General features: G+C 35.0%; 17 protein-coding genes. 9 read left to right on the top strand and 8 right to left on the bottom strand.

Features of this window, described 5'->3' with window-relative positions:
• Positions 1-40 precede the first annotated feature (40 nt).
• The gene (gene tsaB / locus H5V42_RS11075) at positions 41-718 is read left to right on the top strand and encodes a tRNA (adenosine(37)-N6)-threonylcarbamoyltransferase complex dimerization subunit type 1 TsaB (RefSeq protein ID WP_185783234.1); all 678 of its coding nucleotides are present in this window, start codon (positions 41-43) and stop codon (positions 716-718) included.
• On the opposite strand, the gene H5V42_RS11070 is transcribed toward tsaB, so the two are convergent.
• From H5V42_RS11070 to H5V42_RS11055, 4 genes are all read right to left on the bottom strand, one after another.
• Positions 715-1,593, bottom strand: a complete 879-nt coding sequence (locus H5V42_RS11070; RefSeq protein WP_185783233.1) for a mechanosensitive ion channel family protein — start codon at positions 1,591-1,593, stop codon at positions 715-717. The two genes, tsaB and H5V42_RS11070, sit on opposite strands and share 4 nt — an antisense overlap.
• Before the next feature lie 84 nt (positions 1,594-1,677).
• Positions 1,678-3,708: a thioredoxin domain-containing protein gene (locus H5V42_RS11065; RefSeq protein ID WP_185783232.1), complete on the bottom strand. Its 2,031-nt coding sequence runs from the start codon at positions 3,706-3,708 to the stop codon at positions 1,678-1,680.
• A gap of 126 nt (positions 3,709-3,834) precedes the next feature.
• A complete protein-coding gene (locus tag H5V42_RS11060; protein ID WP_185783231.1) occupies positions 3,835-4,035 on the bottom strand; it encodes a dodecin family protein in 201 nt (66 codons plus the stop codon).
• 45 nt (positions 4,036-4,080) lie between these two features.
• The gene (locus tag H5V42_RS11055; protein ID WP_185783230.1) at positions 4,081-4,974 is read right to left on the bottom strand and encodes a NifU family protein; all 894 of its coding nucleotides are present in this window, start codon (positions 4,972-4,974) and stop codon (positions 4,081-4,083) included.
• Between the two features lie 126 nt (positions 4,975-5,100).
• Here H5V42_RS11055 and H5V42_RS11050 point away from each other — a divergent pair, with 126 nt between their 5' ends.
• Entirely contained in the window at positions 5,101-6,099 is a 999-nt protein-coding gene (locus H5V42_RS11050) for a PorP/SprF family type IX secretion system membrane protein (protein WP_185783229.1), read from the top strand.
• Here H5V42_RS11050 and H5V42_RS11045 read toward each other — a convergent pair.
• Positions 6,096-7,154, bottom strand: coding sequence for a carboxypeptidase-like regulatory domain-containing protein (locus tag H5V42_RS11045; RefSeq protein WP_185783228.1), 1,059 nt, complete (start codon positions 7,152-7,154; stop codon positions 6,096-6,098). The genes H5V42_RS11050 and H5V42_RS11045 overlap by 4 nt on opposite strands.
• A gap of 55 nt (positions 7,155-7,209) precedes the next feature.
• A complete protein-coding gene (locus H5V42_RS11040) occupies positions 7,210-8,394 on the bottom strand; it encodes a vWA domain-containing protein (protein ID WP_185783227.1) in 1,185 nt (394 codons plus the stop codon).
• Between the two features lie 200 nt (positions 8,395-8,594).
• On the opposite strand from H5V42_RS11040, the gene H5V42_RS11035 reads away from it, so the two are divergent.
• From H5V42_RS11035 to H5V42_RS11005, 7 genes are all read left to right on the top strand, one after another.
• On the top strand, positions 8,595-10,787 hold the full coding sequence (locus H5V42_RS11035; RefSeq protein ID WP_229665693.1) for a tetratricopeptide repeat-containing sensor histidine kinase: 2,193 nt from the start codon (positions 8,595-8,597) through the stop codon (positions 10,785-10,787).
• Between the two features lie 2 nt (positions 10,788-10,789).
• The gene (locus tag H5V42_RS11030; RefSeq protein ID WP_185783226.1) at positions 10,790-11,518 is read left to right on the top strand and encodes a LytR/AlgR family response regulator transcription factor; all 729 of its coding nucleotides are present in this window, start codon (positions 10,790-10,792) and stop codon (positions 11,516-11,518) included.
• A 5-nt stretch (positions 11,519-11,523) separates the two neighbouring features.
• On the top strand, positions 11,524-12,033 hold the full coding sequence (locus tag H5V42_RS11025; protein ID WP_185783225.1) for a gamma carbonic anhydrase family protein: 510 nt from the start codon (positions 11,524-11,526) through the stop codon (positions 12,031-12,033).
• Positions 12,034-12,060: 27 nt separating this feature from the next.
• Positions 12,061-12,945, top strand: a complete 885-nt coding sequence (fabD, locus tag H5V42_RS11020) for an ACP S-malonyltransferase (RefSeq protein ID WP_185783224.1) — start codon at positions 12,061-12,063, stop codon at positions 12,943-12,945.
• Positions 12,946-13,133: 188 nt separating this feature from the next.
• Complete coding sequence (locus H5V42_RS11015; protein WP_185783223.1) at positions 13,134-18,311, top strand: Calx-beta domain-containing protein; 5,178 nt, start codon at positions 13,134-13,136, stop codon at positions 18,309-18,311.
• Between the two features lie 3 nt (positions 18,312-18,314).
• Positions 18,315-19,289 carry a PorP/SprF family type IX secretion system membrane protein gene (locus H5V42_RS11010; RefSeq protein WP_185783222.1) on the top strand — a complete coding sequence of 325 codons (975 nt, stop codon included), beginning with the start codon at positions 18,315-18,317 and terminating at the stop codon, positions 19,287-19,289.
• A 12-nt stretch (positions 19,290-19,301) separates the two neighbouring features.
• Positions 19,302-21,248 carry an OmpA family protein gene (locus H5V42_RS11005; RefSeq protein ID WP_185783221.1) on the top strand — a complete coding sequence of 649 codons (1,947 nt, stop codon included), beginning with the start codon at positions 19,302-19,304 and terminating at the stop codon, positions 21,246-21,248.
• A gap of 1 nt (position 21,249) precedes the next feature.
• Here H5V42_RS11005 and H5V42_RS11000 read toward each other — a convergent pair whose 3' ends face one another.
• Together H5V42_RS11000 and H5V42_RS10995 are read right to left on the bottom strand one after the other, a co-directional pair.
• Entirely contained in the window at positions 21,250-21,441 is a 192-nt protein-coding gene (locus H5V42_RS11000) for a hypothetical protein (protein WP_185783220.1), read from the bottom strand.
• Positions 21,442-21,510: 69 nt separating this feature from the next.
• Positions 21,511-22,707 (bottom strand): NRAMP family divalent metal transporter, encoded by a 1,197-nt coding sequence (locus tag H5V42_RS10995; RefSeq protein ID WP_185783219.1) that lies wholly within the window; start codon positions 22,705-22,707, stop codon positions 21,511-21,513.
• Between the last annotated feature and the right edge of the window lie 116 nt (positions 22,708-22,823).

The raw sequence follows: 22,823 nt of genomic DNA, 5'->3' as shown, positions 1-22,823 counted from the left end.
ATTCTATTCGGTTGGTTTTTTTGTGCGTTATCTTTGCATAATGGCTATTATTCTTTCAATTGAAACCGCTACAACTAATTGTTCTGTAAGCATTTCTAAAGCAGCAGAAATACTGGTTCTAAAAGAACATAATGAAGAGAATTATACACACTCTGAACAATTACATGTTTTTATTGACCAAGCCATAAAAGAAGCTGGTATTTTAAAAAATGAAATTGACGCCATAGCAGTAAGCAAAGGTCCTGGTTCTTATACGGGCTTGCGTATTGGTGTTTCAGCTGCAAAAGGTCTATGCTTTGCTCTTGACAAACCACTAATTGCTATTGCAACATTGGAAAGTCTTTCGCATCAAATACAACCACAACCTAATGAAATTATAATTCCTGTACTTGATGCGCGTAGAATGGAAGTGTATTCAGCTGTTTTTAATTCAGAGTTCGAGCAAATTAGAGATACCATTGCAGAGGTGATAGAAGCAGAGTCTTTTGCTGAATACAGCGCCAGTAATAAAATTCATTTAATAGGTAATGGTGCAGAAAAATGTAAAGGTGTTGTGGCAATGCAAAATGTAGAATTTCACACAACTAACTTTCCATCGACTAAGGAAATGGCCTCAATAGCCTATGCTAAATACAAAAAAGGCGACTTTGAAGATGTCGCCTATTTTGAACCTTATTATTTAAAAGATTTTATTCTTGGGGGAGGTAAGAAAAATTAGCTTTTTGATTTTTTATTTGGCTTACCTTCTTTTTGAGGTTTTCCTTCTTTTAATTGATGCATAACACGTTGTGGAAATGGTATTTCTATACCGGCCTCATCAAATCTATATTTTGACTGTTCTATGACATTAAACCTTGCAGGCCAAAAGTTTTCATTTCTTGCCCAAAAACGTAAAGTAAGTACTACAGAACTGTCTCCTAAACTATCAACATAAACTTCAGGCGCTGGTTCTTTTAAGATTCTTTCGTCTTCAGCACAAATTTCAAGTAAAATGTCTTTGGCAACTTTAATATTTGAGCCATAACCAATACCAATCTTGTAATTTTCTCTACGCGTATTTTCTGCGTTGTAATTGATTATATTACCATTAGCTAATTGCCCGTTAGGTATAATGGCTATTTGGTTGCCAAATGTATTTAGCTTAGTATTAAATATTGAAATTTCTTTTACCGTACCATCTATGCCTTGGGCAGATATAAAGTCTCCTAACCTAAAAGGTTTGAATAATAAGATAAGTACACCACCTGCAAAATTAGATAAGGAGCCTTGCAGCGCTAAACCAATGGCTAAACCGGCAGCACCAATCATTGCCACTAGAGAAGTAGTTTTAACTCCTAATTGTGTCACCACTAAAACGGCAAGTACTACTTTCAGCGTTATACTAATGAAACTTTGGAGAAAGCTCTCTAAAGCTTGGTCGTAATCTTTGTGCTCGAAAAATTTTCTAACAAGTTTGTTTATAAATGAAATTATCCATCTACCAATTATAAAAACAAGAATCGCAGAAATAAGCTTGGGAGCAAACTCCACACCCCAATCAATGGCTCTTTCGGCATATTCTTCATATTCTATTAATTTGTCTTCTAGACTCATGTATTCTTTTTTGGTAAACTAAAAAAGCCTGTGTATGACGTCAAAGTTTAAGTGGTAAACTTTCGTTAATAATAAGGTTATTTCTTAAAGTTGTTTTAAAGCGTCTTCAGTCGTTTGCACGGGTAGTTTGCAAGCTCCTTCAATACAAACGTAAATTAGCGTATTGTCAGGATTGTATCGGTTTTGTAACAAATCAAAATTGCCTTCTTTTGGTGAACCTAACAAAATACTGTTCGGAGTGTAACTTGCATTGATTTCTTTACCTAACGTCTTATACTCATCGCCTACAATGGCAATCTCATAAAAGTTTTTTTCCTTAAAAAGTATTAAATGCAACCAATTGGCATAACCTTGGCCGCTTTTTGAGAAATTGGCCTGTACATTAAATAACATATTATCAACATACTCGGCGTAGCCTTCATTAGGGAAAATCTTGTGCAATTTTAATAAGTTATTCGCCATAATTGAATTCGAAGAGGAGATAACATTGTCATTAATCTCAAAACTTCTTCTAATTAGACCTTCGTCTTCATCTGATGTATAAAAAAACAATAAGGTTTTTGGGTCTAAAAAGTGCTTAAAGGTATAGGCGGTTAGTTCTTTTGCAGTCAACAACCAATTTTCATCAAAAGTTACTTCGTATAAGCCGATATACGCTTCAATAAGTGTAGCATAATCTTCTAAAAATGCATTGATTGTACTTTTCCCGTTCTTATGATTTCGGTACAAACCACCATTATTTCGTAGCATTACTGATTTTAGAAAATTTGCATTGGTAAGTGCTAAGGTTAAGTAATCTTCATTGCCTGTATACTTATAAGCATCTGTAAGACCTTTTAACATTAATGCGTTCCAAGAGGTTAGAATTTTGTCATCTAATCTTGGTTTAGGGCGTTCATTTCTTATGGCTTTCAATTTTTTTAAAGATGAAGAAATTGATGCATTCAATTGTTTAACTGTGGTATTAAATTCTTTTGCAACTTCTTCTTCGGCTTTATCTCGAATTAAAACATAGTTTTCATTTTCCCACAATCCATAGGAATTGATATTAAAATAGGCTTTGAAGGGTTCAGCTTCGCTACCTAGAATAGCGTCTAATTCATTTTCTTTCCATACATAATAGGCTCCTTCTTCTAATTCACCCATGTCATTAGTACTGTCAGCATCTAATGAGGAGTAAAATCCACCGTTTTCATCCAATAATTCTTCTTTAACAAATGCTATAGTCTCATCAACTATTTTCTTATATAAAGGGTTTTTAGTTTGGGCATAGGCCTTGGCGTAAAGGCTAACCAATTGACCATTATCATAAAGCATTTTTTCAAAATGCGGAACATGCCATTTAGTGTCTACTGAATATCTAGAAAATCCACCACCTATGTGGTCGTAAATACCACCATATGCCATGCGTGTAAGTGTAGTGTCTACGTATTCTTGAATGTCTTTTTTGTTTTCTGATACTGCATAATGTAGTAGAAAGTCAAGATTGTTTGGCATCATAAACTTTGGGGCTCTTTTGTACCCTCCTAAAAAAGTGTCAAATTGTTGTGACCAAGTAGCAACGGTAACATCCAATGAATCTAAAGAAAAAGAAGATTGATTTTCTTGAAGTTCATAAAGATTAATATCCTTAATACCTTTTTCTAGGTTTGTAGCATATTCCTCAACACGTTCTGGGTTGCTGGTATATAAATCTACAATTCCTTCTAAAGATTTTAACCAGTTATCTTTTGGTAAATACGTAGCACCCCAAAATGGTCTACCATCTGGCGTTGTTACCACGTTTAATGGCCAACCACCACTGCCTGTCATCATTTGTAAGGCATCCATATAAATTTGGTCAACGTCTGGTCTTTCTTCCCTGTCAATTTTAATATTTACAAAATGTTCATTCATGTATTGAGCAACTTCCTCGTCTTCAAAACATTCATGCTCCATAACATGGCACCAGTGGCAAGACGCATAACCTATACTAATTAACAGCGGTTTATTTTCTTTTTGAGCACGTGCTAATACTTCTGGTTTCCAAGCTTCCCAATTTACAGGATTGTGGGCATGTTGAAGTAGGTACGGACTAGTTTCTTCAATTAATGCATTGGTGTATTTATGTGTCATTTGTTTTGGTTTTTGCTCACAACTAAGAAGGAACAATACAAATACTATGAAATAGGGTTTTAATCTCATTTAAAACAAAAAAAGCGTCTTACAAATAAGACGCTAGTTTACAATTATTTGTAAAAGTTATTTTACCTCAAAGGTTATTTTAACGTTTACTCTATACTCATCAATTTTACCATCGTTAACAGTTGCACTTTGTTCGTTAACGTAAACTGAACGTATATTTTTCACAGATTTAGCTGCTTCTGCAACTGCTTTTTCTGTAGCTTCTTCCCAACTCTTATTAGAGTTGGCTAAAATCTCTATTACTTTTAAAACTGCCATTAGTAGTGTTTTTATAATTGCTTGAATATAAGCAATTTTATAAGATTATCCATTAATGGCTACCACCTCATTTACTTTCTCACCCAACATGTTTTTTAGCATGGTTTCAATGCCGTTTTTTAGCGTAAAGGTTGAAGATGGACAACCACTACACGCCCCTTGTAAAACCACATTTACTGTTTTACTTTCTTCTTCATAAGATTGAAAAACAATGTTACCACCATCAGAGGCAACAGCTGGTTTTACATATTCATCTAAGATTGAAATAATTTGTTGCGATGTTTCGTCTAACTCTTCAACGGGAACGGTTGCACTAGAAGAATTTGTTGCTTCTGTTGCGTAAGCTTCATCAATTACAGATTTACCAGAATTTAGATATTCACGAATAAATTCTCGTAATTCCATAGAAATTTCTTCCCAGTTGGCTCTTTCGTATTTGGTTACAGAAATATAATTGGTGTCAAAAAACAACTCTTTTATAAAAGGAAAATGAAATAATTCTGTTGCTAAATCAGAATTTTTAGCGTCATCTATATTTTTAAATTCTAGCGTTTGTGGAACTATCATTCTATTGGCAACAAACTTCATTACTGCAGGGTTTGGAGTAACTTCTGCGTAAACAGTGGTTGGTGTTTTAGCGTCTGACTCTTCAATCACAACAGGTTCTCCAGCATTAAGATACTCTACTAAATTTTGAGCTACTTCATCTTTTACATCATTCCATTGTACAATATCATACCTTTCAATTCCTATAAAATTGCCAGATATGTATACGGTTTTTATAAAGGGTAAATGAAAAAGCTGCTGTGCTAAAGGTGAGTTCTTGGCGTCATCTATATTCTTGAACTCATAGTTACCCTTAGCTAAAAAATGATTCGCCTCAAATTTTAAAATGGCAGGGTTGTTTGTTTCAACCGTTGTTATGTTGAACTCTTTCATAAATTTATTTTTGACAAAAATACGAAGTTAAATTGGTCGAATAATTCATAATATTGCCAGAGTAATATCGTTATAAATGGGAATATTCAACTAATTTGCAGCTTAACCCCATCTCGAATCACTAATATGAAAAAGCTACTATTACCACTAATACTGCTGCTTATTGCCTTTCAACAAGGGAATTCTCAGGAAGGTATACCAGTGTATTTTGATTACTTATCAGACAATTATTATTTAGTTTATCCTTCTATGGCTGGTATTGGCGGTGGGGGTAAAGTAAGGTTGACAGCACGCAAGCAATGGTTTGATGTGCAAGAAGCCCCTGCTTTACAGACTTTAAATGGTCATTTTAGAGTGGGCGAGAAAAGTGGTGTTGGCGCTATTTTATTTAATGATTCTAATGGCTACCATTCACAAACAGGTTTTAAAGGAACGTATGCACACCACCTTAATCTTGGTGGTGATTTTAGAACTTTAAACCAGCTTTCTTTTGGATTAAGTGCTGGTGCTATAATTAGTAGTTTAGATGAAACTGAATTTAGGTCAGTGAATCCAGACCCAATTGTTACTGGTGTAAAGAATACAACTAGTTATTTTAATGTTGATTTAGGTGCTTCCTATAGCTATTTAGAATTTTACGCTCATGCAGCTATTCTAAATATCTTGGGTAGTGGACGAGATTTATATACCGCTGCGGAATTTGATAATTTGAGAAGATACTTGCTTTCAGCAGGTTATGTTTTTGGTAGGGGCGTAACACGATTAGAACCATCTGTACTTTTTCAAATGACAGATTTTACCAAAGAAAAAACCATAGATTTTAATGCTAAAGTATATCACGATTTAAACCCTACTACAACTATATGGGGAGGATTGTCTTATAGAAGAAGTTTCGATGGTGCACAGTTTCAACAAAACGGAACATTTGGTGAACAAAGATTACAGTTATTTACTCCAATTGTTGGGGTTAACATAAACCGGTTCATGTTCTCTTATAATTACTCTTATCAATCTGGTGATATAAGATTTGATAATGGTGGTTTTCATCAAATTACTTTGGGTTATGACTTTGGCGAGCAGCGAAGTCAACGATTTGATTGTTATTGCCCAGCGGCTAATTACTAGTTTTTCTCTACTATAATTTTATGTTGCTCTTCAAAACCATTGGCTTTAAGCTTTAGTACATACACTCCGTTGGCTACATTTGGTATTTCTAAAATTTCAGATTGAGTTCCAGCTTTTTTATAGCTTTTTGCAAGCATAATTTCTGTTGAGAAGGGTTGATTTATTGGCAAAAGTGAAAGGGTATATTCACCAGCATTAGGCAAATCATACTCTAAATTTATTTGTTTTGAAACCGGATTTGGCCAAACAGCCATTTTTGACTTTTCAAAATTGTTTTCAACTTTCTGATTCGGTAAATCAGTAGCAACCTCTATAGGTGGTAACTCACAAATTTCTTCTTCTTTTAAATAATCCTTTCTTTTAAAAAGGTTAAGAAAGCGACGAAAAATATTTGGTTTTTTAACGGCATAACCTACCACTATTACTTCTCCCAACATATCCTCGGACATAACTAGTTGAACAGAATTATTCTTATTAATGGTTTCTATATTAACAGATTTGGTAATAAACCCAATATAATTTATTTCAATGATTGAATTGAGATTTTTAAGCTCTTCTGGAATTTCAAGTTCAAAATTGCCATCAAAGTCAGTTACCGTAGCATAGGTTGTACCCTTTAAAACTATGTTAGCCCCAGGTAATGGCACATTGGTTTCATCTAAAACAGTTCCTTTAATATTTAATGGTATGATTGATGGTTGCTCTTGAACTAAAGCAGGTGCCCCTAAAAAATGTACTTGTTCTATAGTTGCCTTTTGTTCTTGTGCTTCAGCTGGAGCACACAAAGTCAATAATGAAGTAAAACTAAAAGCGAGACCCAAATGTTGTAAGCGATTAGAACTAGCGGTACTAACATGATGGTTTAATTGACTCTTTCTAAATCTTCCACAAATAGAATCATTATTGGCTAGTATTGCGGCTATTTGGGTATTACTTTTAAAGGTGAAATCTTGAACTTCTTTGCTACACAATTCACAAAATCTACCTTTTTGGGTTGGTGTCATGGTATTCCAATCTTCATGACATGGCTCAGGTATAGTAACTTTAAATTTCATATGGTTGGCTTTAAAAATATTCGTTGGAGTTTGTACCCCAACGAATACAAGTTTGTTAGTTTTTCCAGGTATAGTTTTTGCGTGAAGCTTGTTTCTTAATTGCAGATAGCATAGCATTTTCTAAGCCGCCAGTATTCTCTGTCTGACTTTTTGCTATAAAAGCTTCTCTTTTAGCGTTTAATTCTTTTATCTCATTTTTAATTTTTTCTCGTTCTTCTTTTTTCTCAGCTATGTATTTTTTTAGCTCTTCTTTTGTTTTTCCTTTTAATTCTTCTGGTAATGATTCTGATGTTTCCATTGTTTCAAGAACAGCTTCATTTTCTTCAACAGCATCTACTAAATCCCAGGTCGAGTTTTTATACATTCTAGAACTTTTACTTACCGCACGTTTAACTGCAACTTCATCATTTAAAATTTCTGCATTTCTGTCTTGTTCTCTTTGCATGGTAATTTTTGACTGTCCTTGGCTACCATAACCAACATAAGTGTTGTTGAGTTTTTTATTTAAAATGATAATGGCATCATCGTAAGGAGTTTCTACATAAACCAACTCTTGATTATGGTCAATTGCCATGTAGTCACCACCGGTTCTTACTGCGCCATCTTTCCAATTGGTGCTAATACCCTGCTCAAAGTTTCCGCAGAAAATTGTATTAACCACAATATCTTTTTCTTTGGCTTGAGCGGTGGCATCTCTGTAATCTAATCGGCCTTGATTAAATGGTTCGTTACCTGCAATAAAAATTAGTTTTAGGTCGTCTGCATTTTTACCCCAATTCAGTTGATTTAATGAGGTGTTAATCACGGTACCGCAAAACTCTTCGCCGCCATTTGTAGTGAGTGAAAATAAGCGTTCAGAAATAGCATCTAAATCGGAACTAAAACCAAGAACTTGCCTTATGTACCCTTCTCTAGAAGACAGATTGTCGTTCCCGTATTCATAAAGGGCTATTTGTATTTCTGGTCGAGTTTCATTACCGCATCTAGCATAAGTGAATTCATTTATAATATCCCAAAGCTGAGCTTTTGCTTGATTTATAAGTCCATCCATACTATTACTAGTATCTAACAAAAGTGCAATTTTTACGTAGTGCTTGTTAGGTGTATTGTTTTCTGGTAAATAGGCCTCAGCGACCAAGGTTTCTTTTTCTTCTGGTTTAACTTTTAAATTACAACCATAGGTGCTTGTTAAGCTAAAAATTAGCGTTAACGACAGTATAATCTTTTTTAGAGTTGTCATAATTATTCGATTTTTTAAGACGATTATGATGTGAAAGTATGACCAAGATTTTTCGAAAAAAATTGACTTTTAGGTAAATGCTATGTTGAATTAGTGAACAGATGATTCAATTGAGCAAGTAGGCTATTTTAGGTGTGAAATGATGACTATTAAGACTTTCGCTATTTTTCATTAGACTGTAAAAGAAGTAAGTTTACGGTATGAAGCATTTCTTCAATTTTAGTATTGTTTTCTTATGTATGGGGCTGTCGTTTGTGCAAGCACAAGGCCTTAACCAACAGCAAACATTTTTGCTTAAAGGTTCAGTTGTTGAGGAAGAAAACTATGCGCCAATTTCGGGGGTAGATATTATTACTGAGGGTGGTGAATATGCTAAAACAAACGGTTTAGGCGAGTTTAGTATAGAAACTTTTAAAGGGGATGTATTAATTTTTCAAAGTCCAGATTTTACAGCTGTTAGACATCGGATTACTTCTAATGAAGATGTACGTTTGGTGGTGAAAGACTATGATGGCCCTGTTCAAAAAGGACGCTCCTCTAAAGACCAATTACATATACAGTATCTAGATTCTGCTCAAAATACTATAAACACTTCATTAGAACGTAGTATCGATTACATAACTAAGTCTATTGAGGTATTAGGTAAGAATCCAAATAAAAGACTATTGTCGCAGTCGTTAACTTCTTTAAGTGAAGTTTATTTGCATTACCAACAAAACGACCTTGCTATAACTAATTTAAAAGATGCTCTCAATGCTAATAAGACCAGTAAAGCACAACTGCTATTAGGAGAAGCACTTTTAGCGGATAATGATTTTGAAGGAGCAGAAAAAGAACTTAAAGAATTAGAAAAGGTTAAAACTTTAGTACCCTACCAAAAAATTACCCTTTATGAGTTATTGGGTAATGTAAAACGAGCTCAAGGTAATACTAAAACAGCCTTGGAGTATTTTGAAGAGGGATTGCGCATAGCTAAAAAAAATCAAGTAACTCCAAAAGTAACAGACCTTACCTCAAAAATCGGAGAGACTTATGCCGATTCTAATAAACAGATTGAAGCAGAAGGCTATTTTGATAGTTCTTTAGAGCTTTCTAAAAAAGAAAACCCTAAAAGAGCCATACAAGAAAGTGAGAAAGTAGCTGATTTTTATAGTGGAAGCAATAGGTTTACAGAAGAAATTCAACAGCGTAAAAACAGCTTGAATGAACTTCAAAAGCTAGAGGATAAAGTAGTTGCTAAAGAAAATGGAATTTTAGCTCCAGATACGATAACCACCCAAAAAATTAACTATAAAATTGGTAGAGCATACGCTGCGCAAAACAAATTAAACGAAGCCATACCTTATTTGCAACGGAGTATTGTTGAGGCAAATAATGAAAATGATTTACTTATTAAAAAAGAAGCAACACGAAAACTTTCTGAGGTGTATGAGTACAAGGGTGATTTTACCAAAGCCTATGAAACCTATCAAGAATACGTTGCTCTTGTAGATACCTTATATTCTAGAAAAGAACAAGAAATTGGCCGTTTGTCAAGGCTTAATAGAGAAATTGCTAACAAACAAAATAGAATTTCTAGTTTAGAACAAGAACGAGAATTATCGCAAAGCAAATATTCCCTAGCTAAAACTGAACAACAACTTTTTGAAACCAGAACTAAATGGCAAAAAGGGTTAATCTATTCCTTAGTTTTTGGAATGATTTTGTTGGCCTTAACTGCCTTTTTCTTCTATCGTAGTAACAAACAGCAAAAGCTCAACAATAACTTACTAGCCTTAAAATCTCTGCGTTCTCAGATGAATCCGCATTTTATTTTTAATGCCTTAAACTCTGTTAACACCTACATAGCTACGAATGATGAACGTAGTGCCAATAGATTTCTAAGTGAGTTTTCTGTTTTAATGCGTACAGTTTTAGAAAATTCTGAACAAGATTTCATTCCTCTTGCTAAAGAGTTAGAACTCCTAAAGCTTTATGTGAAATTAGAACATTCACGTTTTTCAGATAAGTTTGATTATGAAGTTTCTGTTGCAGAAAATGTGGCTGTAGAAAATTTTGAGATTCCACCAATGCTTCTTCAGCCGTATATTGAAAATGCCATTTGGCATGGACTACGGTATAAAGAACAAAAAGGATATTTAAGAATTGAAGTAAAGAAATTATCAGAAGAATCGCTTTTAATTGAAGTTTCAGATAATGGCATTGGAAGAAAAAAATCCAAAGAACTTAAAACCAAAAACCAGTTAAAACAACGGTCAAAAGGTATGGGTAACATTAAAAAAAGGGTTGCCATTTTAAATGATATGTATAAGAATAAAGTTGACGTTTCTATTGCGGATTTAAATGAAGACGAAACTGGTACAAAAGTGACATTAATACTTAAAAAGGACTAACCATGCTCAAAACTATTCTAATTGAAGATGAGGCTAATAGCCGAGATATTTTAAGAAGCTATATAACTAAATATTGTGCTGACGTTGAATTGCTTGGAGAGGCCGCTAACATTAAAGATGGGTTAGCTCTAATTTCTAAATTCGATTTGGATTTGGTGTTTTTAGATGTAGAAATGCCTTTTGGAAACGCTTTTGACTTACTAGACCAAGTACCAAATAGAACTTTTGAAACTGTTTTTGTTACCGCATATAACCATTATGCAATTGATGCTTTAAATAACCATGCCGCATACTATTTAATGAAACCTATTAATATAGATGAATTGGTTAAAGCGGTAGCTTATGTTAAGGAAGTTAAAGAGGGAGAAGCCAATTTAGAAGGCAAAGTACTTAGTACGCAATTACCACAAAGTGCAGGAAAAATAACAATTCCCCAACAAAACGGGTTTCAAGTTTTGGAAGTTGAAAAGATAAAGTATTGCAAGGCCGATGATAACTACACTGAAATTTTTATTGATAACAAAAAAATTGTGGTAAGTAAGACACTAAAATATTTTGAAGAAGCATTACGAGAATTTTCATTCTGCCGAATTCACAAATCGTATCTTGTAAATATTAATGAAGTTGAAAAATACATAAAAGGAAAAGGCGGTAGTGTGCAATTAAAAAACGGTAAAGAATTAGCTGTCTCAGCATCAAAGAAAGCCAAATTCCTTTCTTTTTTTAAGTAAAATATATGATTGTAAAAGAAGTTAATGGTCATGCGCCAAAAATAGGAGAGGATTGTTTTATTGCTGAAAATGCCACTATTGTCGGAGAAGTGAGCATGGGTAAAAAATGTAGCATTTGGTTTAATGCAGTGCTAAGGGGTGATGTGCATTTTATAAAAATGGGTAATAAAGTTAATGTGCAAGATGGAGCGGTAATTCATTGTACGTATCAAAAATCACCAACCACAATTGGTAACAATGTTTCCATAGGTCATAACGCCATTGTTCATGGTTGTACAATTCATGACAATGTTTTAATTGGGATGGGCGCAATTGTAATGGATGATTGTGTAATAGAGAGTAATTCCATAATTGCTGCCGGCGCAGTGGTAGTTAAAGGTACGAGAGTGCCTTCTGGCACCATCTTTGCTGGTATGCCAGCAAAAAAGTTAAAAGAGGTAAGTGTAGCTTTGAGTAAAGGTGAAATTGACCGCATAGCAAACAACTATGTTAAGTACTCTAGCTGGTTTAAATAATTACCTACTTTTGCGCAAAACACTAGAATGAAAGCATTTGTATTTCCAGGGCAAGGAGCTCAGTTTGTAGGCATGGGTCTAGACCTTTATGAAAGTACTGCAGAAGCTCAGGCAATGTTCGAACAAGCAAACGAAATATTAGGTTTTTCTATAACCGATATTATGTTCGAAGGAACTCCAGAAGAATTAAAACAAACCAAAGTAACTCAGCCAGCTATATTTCTTCACTCTGTAATTTTAAGTAAAGTTATGGGTGAAGCTTTTCAGCCAAATATGGTAGCTGGTCATTCACTAGGTGAATTTTCAGCATTGGTTGCTAATGGAACTTTAAGTTTTGAAGATGGTCTTAAGTTGGTTTCTCAGCGTGCACTTGCTATGCAAAAAGCATGTGAGCTTAAGCCCAGTACCATGGCTGCTGTTTTGGCATTAGAAGATGAGGTAGTAGAAAAAATTTGCAGCGAAGTTGATGGTATTGTAGTTCCTGCAAATTACAATTGTCCGGGTCAGCTTGTAATTTCAGGTGAGGTAGAAGCTATTAACGTTGCGTGTGAAAAAATGAAAGAAGCTGGTGCTAAAAGAGCGTTGGTGCTTCCAGTTGGTGGTGCTTTTCATTCTCCCTTAATGGAACCTGCAAGAGAAGAGTTAGCTGCGGCTATTGATAATACTATTTTTAATGAACCTAGTTGTCCTATTTATCAAAATGTGACCACAACCGCAGTAACCGTTTCTAAAGAGATAAAAGAAAACTTAATTGCGCAACTTACTGCACCGGTTAAATGGACACAAAGCGTTCAAAATATGATTAAAGATGGTGCTACAACCTTTGTAGAAGTAGGACCTGGAAAGGTGCTCCAAGGGTTGGTTAAAAAAATAGATAGAAATATGGAAACTATGTCTGGTTCAGCTTCGTAAGTAACCGTAAACCAATCAAATGCATTTTAACCGAAAAACCGATATTTAAAACGTAAAGTTAAGAGGCATCATTATATTTTTAGTAATATTGACCTCCCCAAAAATCAACACCTTTAGGTAAACAAACAAACATGGTACCCTGCTTTAAAAGAGTTACTTGCGCTTTTATTTTAAATCCCCTGAGAGGCATGCTTAAGTATGTTTTAATACCACTTCTCTTATTATCTTTTAATAGTTTCGCGCAAGACGTTTACATTCAAGCAAACGATGCCCTTGCTGCTGAACCAAGTAATGATGGACAATTTACAGTGGGTACTACAGGCCTGTTTGCTTCTTCAGTCACGGTTACCTACATTATTTCAGGTACTGCAGATAATGGTGTAGATTATGCTTTAATCTCAAATTCGGTTACGATTCCTGCTGGGTTGTTGGGTGCAACTGAAACTATAGATATTGATGTATTAAATGATAATGATTTTGAATTAACAGAAGAAGTTGTTATCACCTTGGTTGACGGTCCTGATTATGATATTGAACCTGGAGAAGGTTCAGCGTCTCTTTTTATTGAAGATGATGAGGAAGTTGATGTGGCTATTAACAATCCTACAGATTTAAATGAAGGTAATGTAGGCACCACAACAATGTTGTTTGAAGTTACTTTAAGTGAAACAAATCCTCTGAATGACGTTATTATAGACTACACCATAACTGGTGGAAATGAAGATGGTACCAGTAGTTCATTAACCTTTCTTGCGAATACAGGAACGCTAACACAAACTATTTCGGTAGCTACTAATGGAGACACTTTAGTAGAACCTAATGAGACCATTAGTGTAGCAATTAGCTCTTCAAGTAATGGTACTAATATTACGAATGCCATAGGCACCGCAGATTTCTTAAATGATGATGAATTTGTTGCTCAAATAACAGCTACAGATGCTACAGCAGCTGAAGATGGCCAGCAAACGGGTGATTTTACTATTAGTTTAAATCAAACAAATACTACGGGTAGTCCGGTAACTGTAAATTATACTATTGGTGGTTCTGCAACCAATACCACCGATTACAATACCATAGGCACTAGTGTTTCTATTCCAAATGGTCAAGATAGTGCTGTAATTACCATTACTCCAGTAGACGATTCTGTTTCCGAAGGTCCAGAAGATGTTCAGCTTACTTTAGCAGCCGGAACAGGTTATAGTTCAGGTGTAAGTGCTTCAGCAACGGTAACCATTGCAGATGATGATGCAGCGGGTATTGACGTTGCAAGTGTGGGTGCAGATAATGATACTTACGAAGATCCTTCTAATACACAACATCAACAAAGTTTTGAAGTAAAGTTGAATTCTCAACCAACTGCAAATGTGGTGGTAACCATGACTTCTGATAACCCTGACCAAGTTTTTGTTGTTGACGATGTTCAAACATTTACACCATCAAATTGGGATATTGCTCAAAGATTTGTTGTTGAAAGTGTAGATAATACCATTGCAGAAGGTGATACACCGTATTCGGTTACATTTACGTCTTCATCAACTGATACAAATTATGATGGTGTTGTAGGCCAAGGGTCTGGTACAGATATTGATAATGATGTTACAGGAATTTCCATTGCTATTAATGGTTCATTAAATACCACCGAAGGTGGTGCACAAGCTTCTTTTACAGTAGTTTTAGATGTGGAACCTACTTCAAATGTAGTTTTAACTGTTGCTTCAGATGACCCTACAGAGGGTGTTGCCGCACCAGCTAGTTTAACCTTTACACCTACAAATTGGAATACTCCTCAAACCGTTGATGTTACAGGTCAAGATGATGATATTGTTGACGGTCCTGTTGATTATAATGTAGTCGTTAGTGTTAACCAAGCAGCAAGTGCAGATGAGTATGATGCTATTGCTGATGAAGAAATAGAACTAACCAATTCTGATAATGATGTTGCCGGATTTACTGTTGTAGAATCTGGTCCTGGAACGGTAACAGGTGAAGATGGTACCACAGATACATTTACAGTAGTATTAGATGCTGAACCAGCAAGTAATGTTCGTTTGAACGTTAATTCCCAAAATACAAATGAGTTTACTGTTTCAACTGCGGCATTAAATTTTACTCCCACAAATTGGAATGTGCCACAGACGGTAACTGTTACAGGTGTTGATGATAATATAGATGATGATGACCAAACTGCCAATGTAAGAATACGAATTAATAATGCTAATAGTGATGATGAGTTTGACGGCCTACCAAATCAATTTGTTAGCGTAACTAATGTAGATGATGATGAAGTAGGTATTGTAGTGGCACCAACGACGATTGCAACTAATGAAGATGCGGGTACGGTATCATTTACTGTTAGTCTTTTAAGTGAACCTACAGATGACGTTAATATTACGTTAGTTTCATCAGATACCGAAGAAGGAACTGTAAACTCATCAGTTGTGCTTACTCCAGCAAATTATACCAATATTTTGGTTACGGTTACTATTATTGATGACGGTTTAGTTGATGGGCCTGATACTTTTAGCATCAGAACCACTGAAGTATCTTCAGACGATGCTAAATATGATGCTTTTGGTGATGCTGATGTAGACGACGTTAGTATTACTAATGGTGATACAGACCAAGCAGCAATCTCCATAGACGATGTTACTGTAACCGAAGGTGACGCTGGTGACCCTATTCAAGCAATTCTTTCAGTAACCTTAAACGGTAGCGTGTCTACTAGCTTTACGGTGCCTTATACGACTGCAAATAATACGGCTACTGCTGGTGAAGATTATACGGCAACCAATGCAAGTGCGGTACTATCTTTTAATGGTTCTGATGGTCAAACCAGAAATATAACTATCAATATTCTATCTGATACTCAAATTGAGCCAGAAGAATCATTTTTTGTTAATCTTGGGGTTCCTTCCAATCCTTCAGTAACAGTTACAGATGGTATAGGTGTAGTTACCATCGAGGATGATGATGATTGTTTAGCTGGAACACAAGCTCCGGTAAGACAGAATTCTGAACCTACTGCTTTTTGTGATGATTTTAGTCAAGATTTAGATAATTATACTACCACACCAACCGATTCTAGATTAAAATGGAGTACTCAAAATACTGGTCGTCAGAATAGTGCCAATCATTTGTCTTCAAGCGTAATAAGTGCTCCAGGTACGTATTATGGTTTTTACTATGATGAAATAAATCAATGTGTGAGTCCGTCAATCGAGGTAATTATTACGGCTTCAGAAACACCTTCTGTTGGTACAACAACTAATCCTAATACTAGTGCATGTAGCGTAGCAGCTAATGGTAATACCATAATTGATTTAGACGAACAACTTACTGGTACTATAGATGCAGGAATCTGGGAATACGTTTCGGGACCAATTGCGTTAAATCCAGATGGAAACAACGTAGTTAATTTTCAGGGTGTATCTGATGGTACTTATGTTTACAGATTTACAACAACTACTGCTGTTGCACCTTGTACTAATCAAACAAATACGGTTAGCATTACGGTAAATGATTGTTCAATACCTTGTGATGCCGGCTCAACAGCTCCGGTGCTAAATCCAGACCAACCAACCAACTTTTGCGATACCCTTAATGCTAATCTTAATGATTATGTTCTGGGTAATGCACCAAATGGTTCCGTATTAACTTGGAGTACAAACTCAGACCCTTTGGTTACCTCTGCACATAGAAGTCCAAATGTATCTGCGCCTGGTGCGTATTACGGTTTTTATTTTGATGATGCTGATGGTGAGAACCCAACAGATTGTGCAAGCCCTGTGTTAGTAGTAACCCTAGAGTTAAATGATTCTCCAGAATTAATAGAAACTCAAGGTGAAACCATTTGTGGGCCTGGTGAAGTTGAATTAACCGCCACAGCTACTACTGGTGCAACTATTAACTGGTTTGAAACAGAAACGTCCACTACAATATTAGCTACTGGACCAACTTTTGTGCCTACAGTAACAGAAACTACTACTTACTTTGTTTTGGCTACCGCAAATGGTTGTCCTACGGAAAGAGTTGCCGTTGTTGCCACGGTATTGGAGCAACCATCAGTAGGTATACCAACAGATGCTGTAGCTTGCAATGAAGCAGGTGCTGATAATACTACTATTTTAGATTTAGATGATACTTTAGAAGGTGAAGGCAATGGAGTTTGGAGTATAAATACAGATAATGACCCTTCTAATGGAGCAGTTGTTATTAATTCTGACGGCACAGTTGATTTCGCAGGTTTACCAGAAGGTGATTACGTTTTTAGATTTACTACTCTCGGTGCTGAAGCTCCTTGTACAAATCAATTTGTAGATGTAACAGTTACAGTAATTGATTGTTTAACCGATGCTGACGAAGATGGACTAGATGATGATATCGAAGAAGAGCTGGGTACAGACCCAAATGACCCAGATTCTGATGACGACGGAATATTAGATGGACAAGAAGTGGCTGATGGTACAGACCCTTTAGATGATTGTGATTCTAATGGTGGTACAGCATTACCAGATAGTGATTGTGATAATGATGGTTTAACAACTGCTGAAGAAGAAGACTTAGGAACTAATCCAAATGATGCAGATAGTGATGGTGACGGATTAACTGATGGGGAAGAAGTACTAATTGAAGACAATCCAGATACAGAAGCAATTCCTGAAACGGCTACTGACCCATTGGATGCTTGTGACCCATTCTTGACAGAAGATTGTAATCCATTTCCAATTGATTTAATTGTTACCAAAATAGTAGATATTAATAACCCTTTAGTTGGTGAACAAGTAGTATTTACTATTGCCGTAGAAAATGCAACAATGGATAGAGCCATTGATGTAGTGGTTTCAGATGTTTTAGATACTTCAGGCTTTGAGTATGTTTCTCATAATACCTTAAGTGGGACTTATGACCTTGGTACCGGTGAATGGTATATACCTCAAATATTTGGTGAAGAGTTAGTTTCACTAGAGATTACAGTAAGGGTTCTTAGAGAAGGTCCAAACCAAAATACGGCGACTTTAATAAGTTCATTACCTGTAGATGAAAACATCGAAAATAATAGCGAAACAGTTACAGTTACTGGTGTAATCTCAGATTGTGTTACTTGCGGTACTATTTGTAATATCTATTCACCAAATGGAGATGGGGTTAATGATGTATTAATCTTAAATTGCCATCAAGACTATCCAAACAGCTTACTTCAAATTTATGACCAGTATGGTAATAGCGTTTTTGAAATGAGAGCATACAATAGTACATGGGATGGTACTGGTCAAAATGGAGATTTACCTAAAGGAACTTATTTCTATATCTTAGATTTAGGTGATGGAACTGCGGTAAGAAAAGGCTGGCTTCAAATTATTAGATAAAAAATGCGAATTAAAATAACCTTCATTTTAGTATTAGCTGTATTGAAGCTTTCTACTGTTTCTGGTCAAAAAGAACCACAGTATACACAATACATGTATAACATAGGTAGTTTTAATCCGGCTTATGTTGGTACGGTAGAATCAACAGATATTGCTGCGTTGTACAGAGCGCAATGGATAGATATTCCGGGCGCACCAAGAACAATTAGGTTAGGAGCTAACTTTCCCTTAGAAAATGAAAAAATGGGCCTTGGTTTTAACGCGGTTAATGAAGAGTTAGGTCCAATAGCACAAACATATATTGACGCCAGTTATTCATACCAGATTAATATTGGGGATGAATCACTACTTTCTTTTGGAATTAATGCAGGGGGGTCTATTCTTAATGTAGATTTTAGCCGGGGTAATTTTCAAAATCCAAGTGAACCAACATTAGCACTTAACGAACAAAACAATTTTTATCCAATTATTGGTGCGGGGGTTTTTGCGTATAGTGATGATTGGTATTTGGGCATTTCGGCACCAAACTTTTTAACCAATGGTATTTATAATGATGAAGTAGCTACAATTGTTGAAGACAAAATGCAATTAAACTTTATTGGGGGTTATGTGTTTGAACTTTCAGATAGTGCTAAATTCAAACCAGCCTTTTTGGTCAACTATTTAAGTGGTGCTCCGTTAAATGCTAACCTATCTGCAAACTTTTTACTTTTTGATTCGTTAACACTTGGAGCATCTTATAGATTTGATAATGCAGTAAGCGCGTTAGCAGGATTTCAAGTAGCTCCAAGTATGTTTATTGGCTATTCATATGATTATAACACTAACGGATTAGCGCAATTTAATTCTGGCTCACACGAGGCTATTCTAAAATTTTATATAGGTAAGGGCTGGTCAGGGGGCTCTTCTAATAGTAATAAACGTAATAAAAACTTAAAGGGGAAACCAAAGCAAATTGATTCTCCAAGATTTTTCTAACGGTATTTTTCTATGCAGCTAAAACAATGTATTCTTTTATTTATCGGTGTCTTTAGCGTAGTTAACATAGCTACAGCTCAGAAAAACGCTGCCAAAGCAGATGGTTATTTTTTTTCTTATGACTATGGCAAGGCAGTTACAGCTTATGAACAACACTTAGCAGAAGGTATTGATTTAACACCGAAACAACGCCTTAATCTGGCAGATTCTTATTACAATACAGATGCCTATGAAAAGGCTGGTGATTTATATGTTGATTTGTTTACCAATGACAGCATAATGAACAATTTGCAGTTCAATCGCATGCTTCAAAGTTTAACCCATAGTTCACAAGAAAATGCTTTAGATAGTCTCATTGTAAAGAAAATGGGAAACCTATCTACTGAATTAATTGAAAATGCAGAGTTTAACGCTAAAATGTTTAAGAATGGAGACCAAAATGAGTTAACATTCAATGTGTTTAATCTAGAAGCAAATACGCCTCAATCAGATTTTTCAGCAGCATTTTATAACGACCAGTTACTATTTACAAGTGGAAGACCTAGCGAGAAAAGAGAAGATTATGCTCCTGCTGGTGAAGCCTATTTAAATATTTATAGCGGTGAGGTTGATGAATTTGGTCAAGTTAAATCAGCAGCAACTTTCAAAGGAATAAAAAGTTCTGATTACCATAAGGCAACACCTTTTTTTGCTGAGGAATTGGGCAGTTTTTTCTTTATTCTATCAAATACAGATGAAGATGGTAATCTTGCTTACAATAATGAGGGTAAAAATAGCTTGGCAATTGGTCAACAGAAGAAAGGTGAAGGTGGTTTTTGGTATTTGCTAAAAGATTTAAGCACTTCGTTTTACTATCCTTTTTACGATAAAGAATCTGAGAAGTTGTATTTCGCTGCCAATTTTGAAAATGGTTACGGTGGTACAGATATTTATTTTGTTTATACTAATAAAGGACAGGTTATGTCTGCTCCAATAAATTTAGGACCAAGAATAAATTCGCCTGGTAATGAAATAGCACCCTACATTTTTGAGAACAGCTTGTATTTTTCTTCTGATATTTTTTACGGTATCGGCGGTATGGATATTTATAAATCTAACATTAGAGATGATAAATATTCTATTCCCGTGAATTTAGGGCCACAAGTAAATTCTGAGGCTGATGATTTTGGTTTTATTATCAAGAATTATAAAGAAGGTCTTTTAGGTTATTTTGCTTCGAACCGTGCTGGAGGTAAAGGTAAAGATGATATCTACGGGTTTTTAGTAGATGAAAAGCCAGGTTTCCAAACCTTCTCGGTTAAAGGAAAAGTGGTAAAATTAGATGGCTTAGGCGGCGTAGAAGGGGCAGATGTTGCTATTTATAATTCCGCGGGTGAATTATTGCAAAGTGTAAAAACAGATGCTAATGGTAATTATAGTGTTGAGGTGCCATGGCAAGAAGGAGTTCGTTTATTCGCTTCAAAAAATAGATTTTCAACCTTTTCTATAGCCTACGAAGGCGAGGAAATGAAATTGGCTCAAAATAACAATCTCAATATGGGCTTAGCATGTTATGATGATTTGGTTGAAAAGAAAGAAGGACAAACCGTTCTTAAGCTTAAGAAGTTCTATTTTCCTAAAGGTCAATCACAAATAACCGAGAATATTGCTACTGAATTAGATAAAGTTGTTGATGCTGTTAGACGTTTTCCAAAAATTGAATTACGTATTGAAACGCATACAGACAGTAGAGGAGGAGGAAGTACAAACTTTAGACTTACGCAGCAACGTTCAGACAATATTAAAAAGTACCTATTACAAAATGGTGTTAAAGAATCTAATGTATTGTACACTATTGGTTATGGTGAAACCAAACTGTTAAATGCTTGTAAGAATGGGGTATACTGTATTGATTTGCTCCACAAAGAAAATCAACGTTCTTTGATTGTAGTGCTAAATGATAATATTCTTTTTGAATAATTTAATTAGCTATTACACATTCTATACAATCTTTGGTTTTACCATAATATGTCTCTCTATACTTGTGTAAAGTTTTTAATGGTACTCCTAGAAAGAATTTTTTAATGTAAGTTACTTTTGCTAAAAACATACCCATTTCAGGGGTGTATCTTCTTTCTTTTTTTGTAAATCTTTTGATGTAAATCAAATTCATAATTGGCTTTAAGTATACAAAACTCTCTAAAAGCTAAGCCAATGTCAATTAAAAGATGTTAAAGATTCCTTATTTAATAATAAGCCAGAAGTAATACAATGCAAATATGCTTAAGAAAATTATGCCTAAATAAGCTAACCATAGCATTGTGTTTTTAGGTTTGTAGTTATCTGGTATACGTTGAGAATTCACTGTTTTTAAATTCATCCATCCTAATAATGGAGCAAAAACAAATGAGACAAATGTTGCTAAGGCAACCAAATTTCCCATATGACCTTTAAAGGCTACAATCACCAACCAGTTAACTAGCATTAGCAAAAGAATGGTCACAGAATAAGCTCTTTTACTAGCAAAAACTACTTTCTCTGGTCTTAATTTTACTAAGACATCTAAACTCACTCTTGAAATAGCATCATGGGCGGTCATACAAGTACTAAACATTGTGGCAAAAGCGGCAACTGCAATAAGGGTGTAGCCCCAATTGCCTAAATGAGAGGTGAATAAATTAATAATCTGGTCTGCAAATTGTACTGAATTGTCACTTAATGCTGTTCCCGTGCCATAGAGTGTATTAACACCGATAATCATAAAAAAAATGGCTAGCAAGGCAGTTATGAAATAGCCAAAATCAAATTCTTGTTTGGCTTCTTTATAGTTAGGTTTAATTTTCTTTGTTTTATTTTTTTCAACACTCCACATACTTACCCAACCTGAGGCTTCCACCGCAGTTGGCATCCAACCAATAAGACCAATTAAGAAAAGTACTCCAACTTCATTTAAAATATCGGGTTTGGTAAAGGTTACTACTTCAGCTACTGGCCCTTTAATTAGTACTAAAATGGTGGTAATTAACAATGCAATAAAAAGGATGGAAACTATGAATTTTAAAGAAAGTTCTAATAATTTATACCTTCCTATAATCAGTATAATAGAAATAGTTAGAAAGAGTAAAAGCGCAATTAAATTAATGTGTTTTGAAGGTAACCCAATTAGATTGATTAATAGCCCTGCGGTAACTATGTATAGCGCTGCTAAAATGGTAAATGTGCTAATAAGAGTTACGAAAGCATAAATCCATAAGTATTTTTTACCCAGCTGTTTATAGCCTTCAATTAAACTTTTTCCAGTTAATGCTGTAAATCGAATACCAAATTCAAAAAACGGATATTTTAATAGATTGGCTAAAATTATAGGTATAACCATAATCCATCCGTATTGTGCTCCTGCCTTAGTAGATAACACTAGGTGAGAAGTACCGATAGACATGCTAGCGAATAATATTCCAGGGCCTAAGTTTTTTAGTAGTGTTTTCAGCGATTTAAAAAGTTAGTTTTTCTAAAATAGTTTTTTTATCGCGATAAAAGAGAACTATCTTTAAGTCA

This window comes from Croceivirga lutea (assembly GCF_014235875.1).
GTDB lineage: Bacteria > Bacteroidota > Bacteroidia > Flavobacteriales > Flavobacteriaceae > Croceivirga > Croceivirga lutea.
This window is presented reverse-complemented; position numbering and strand designations above follow the sequence as displayed.

Bases quoted from the DNA above. Each gene is read 5' to 3' on its own strand.
- H5V42_RS11010 (WP_185783222.1), top strand. From the start codon at position 18,315: ATGCGAATTAAAATAACCTTCATTTTAGTATTAGCTGTATTGAAGCTT.
- H5V42_RS11055 (WP_185783230.1), bottom strand. From the start codon at position 4,974: ATGAAAGAGTTCAACATAACAACGGTTGAAACAAACAACCCTGCCATT.
- tsaB (WP_185783234.1), top strand. From the start codon at position 41: ATGGCTATTATTCTTTCAATTGAAACCGCTACAACTAATTGTTCTGTA.
- H5V42_RS11060 (WP_185783231.1), bottom strand. From the start codon at position 4,035: ATGGCAGTTTTAAAAGTAATAGAGATTTTAGCCAACTCTAATAAGAGT.
- H5V42_RS11045 (WP_185783228.1), bottom strand. From the start codon at position 7,154: ATGAAATTTAAAGTTACTATACCTGAGCCATGTCATGAAGATTGGAAT.
- H5V42_RS11050 (WP_185783229.1), top strand. From the start codon at position 5,101: ATGAAAAAGCTACTATTACCACTAATACTGCTGCTTATTGCCTTTCAA.
- H5V42_RS11005 (WP_185783221.1), top strand. From the start codon at position 19,302: ATGCAGCTAAAACAATGTATTCTTTTATTTATCGGTGTCTTTAGCGTA.
- H5V42_RS11065 (WP_185783232.1), bottom strand. From the start codon at position 3,708: ATGACACATAAATACACCAATGCATTAATTGAAGAAACTAGTCCGTAC.
- H5V42_RS11000 (WP_185783220.1), bottom strand. From the start codon at position 21,441: ATGAATTTGATTTACATCAAAAGATTTACAAAAAAAGAAAGAAGATAC.
- fabD (WP_185783224.1), top strand. From the start codon at position 12,061: ATGAAAGCATTTGTATTTCCAGGGCAAGGAGCTCAGTTTGTAGGCATG.
- H5V42_RS11035 (WP_229665693.1), top strand. From the start codon at position 8,595: ATGAAGCATTTCTTCAATTTTAGTATTGTTTTCTTATGTATGGGGCTG.
- H5V42_RS11015 (WP_185783223.1), top strand. From the start codon at position 13,134: ATGCTTAAGTATGTTTTAATACCACTTCTCTTATTATCTTTTAATAGT.
- H5V42_RS11070 (WP_185783233.1), bottom strand. From the start codon at position 1,593: ATGAGTCTAGAAGACAAATTAATAGAATATGAAGAATATGCCGAAAGA.
- H5V42_RS11040 (WP_185783227.1), bottom strand. From the start codon at position 8,394: ATGACAACTCTAAAAAAGATTATACTGTCGTTAACGCTAATTTTTAGC.
- H5V42_RS11025 (WP_185783225.1), top strand. From the start codon at position 11,524: ATGATTGTAAAAGAAGTTAATGGTCATGCGCCAAAAATAGGAGAGGAT.
- H5V42_RS11030 (WP_185783226.1), top strand. From the start codon at position 10,790: ATGCTCAAAACTATTCTAATTGAAGATGAGGCTAATAGCCGAGATATT.
- H5V42_RS10995 (WP_185783219.1), bottom strand. From the start codon at position 22,707: ATGTCTATCGGTACTTCTCACCTAGTGTTATCTACTAAGGCAGGAGCA.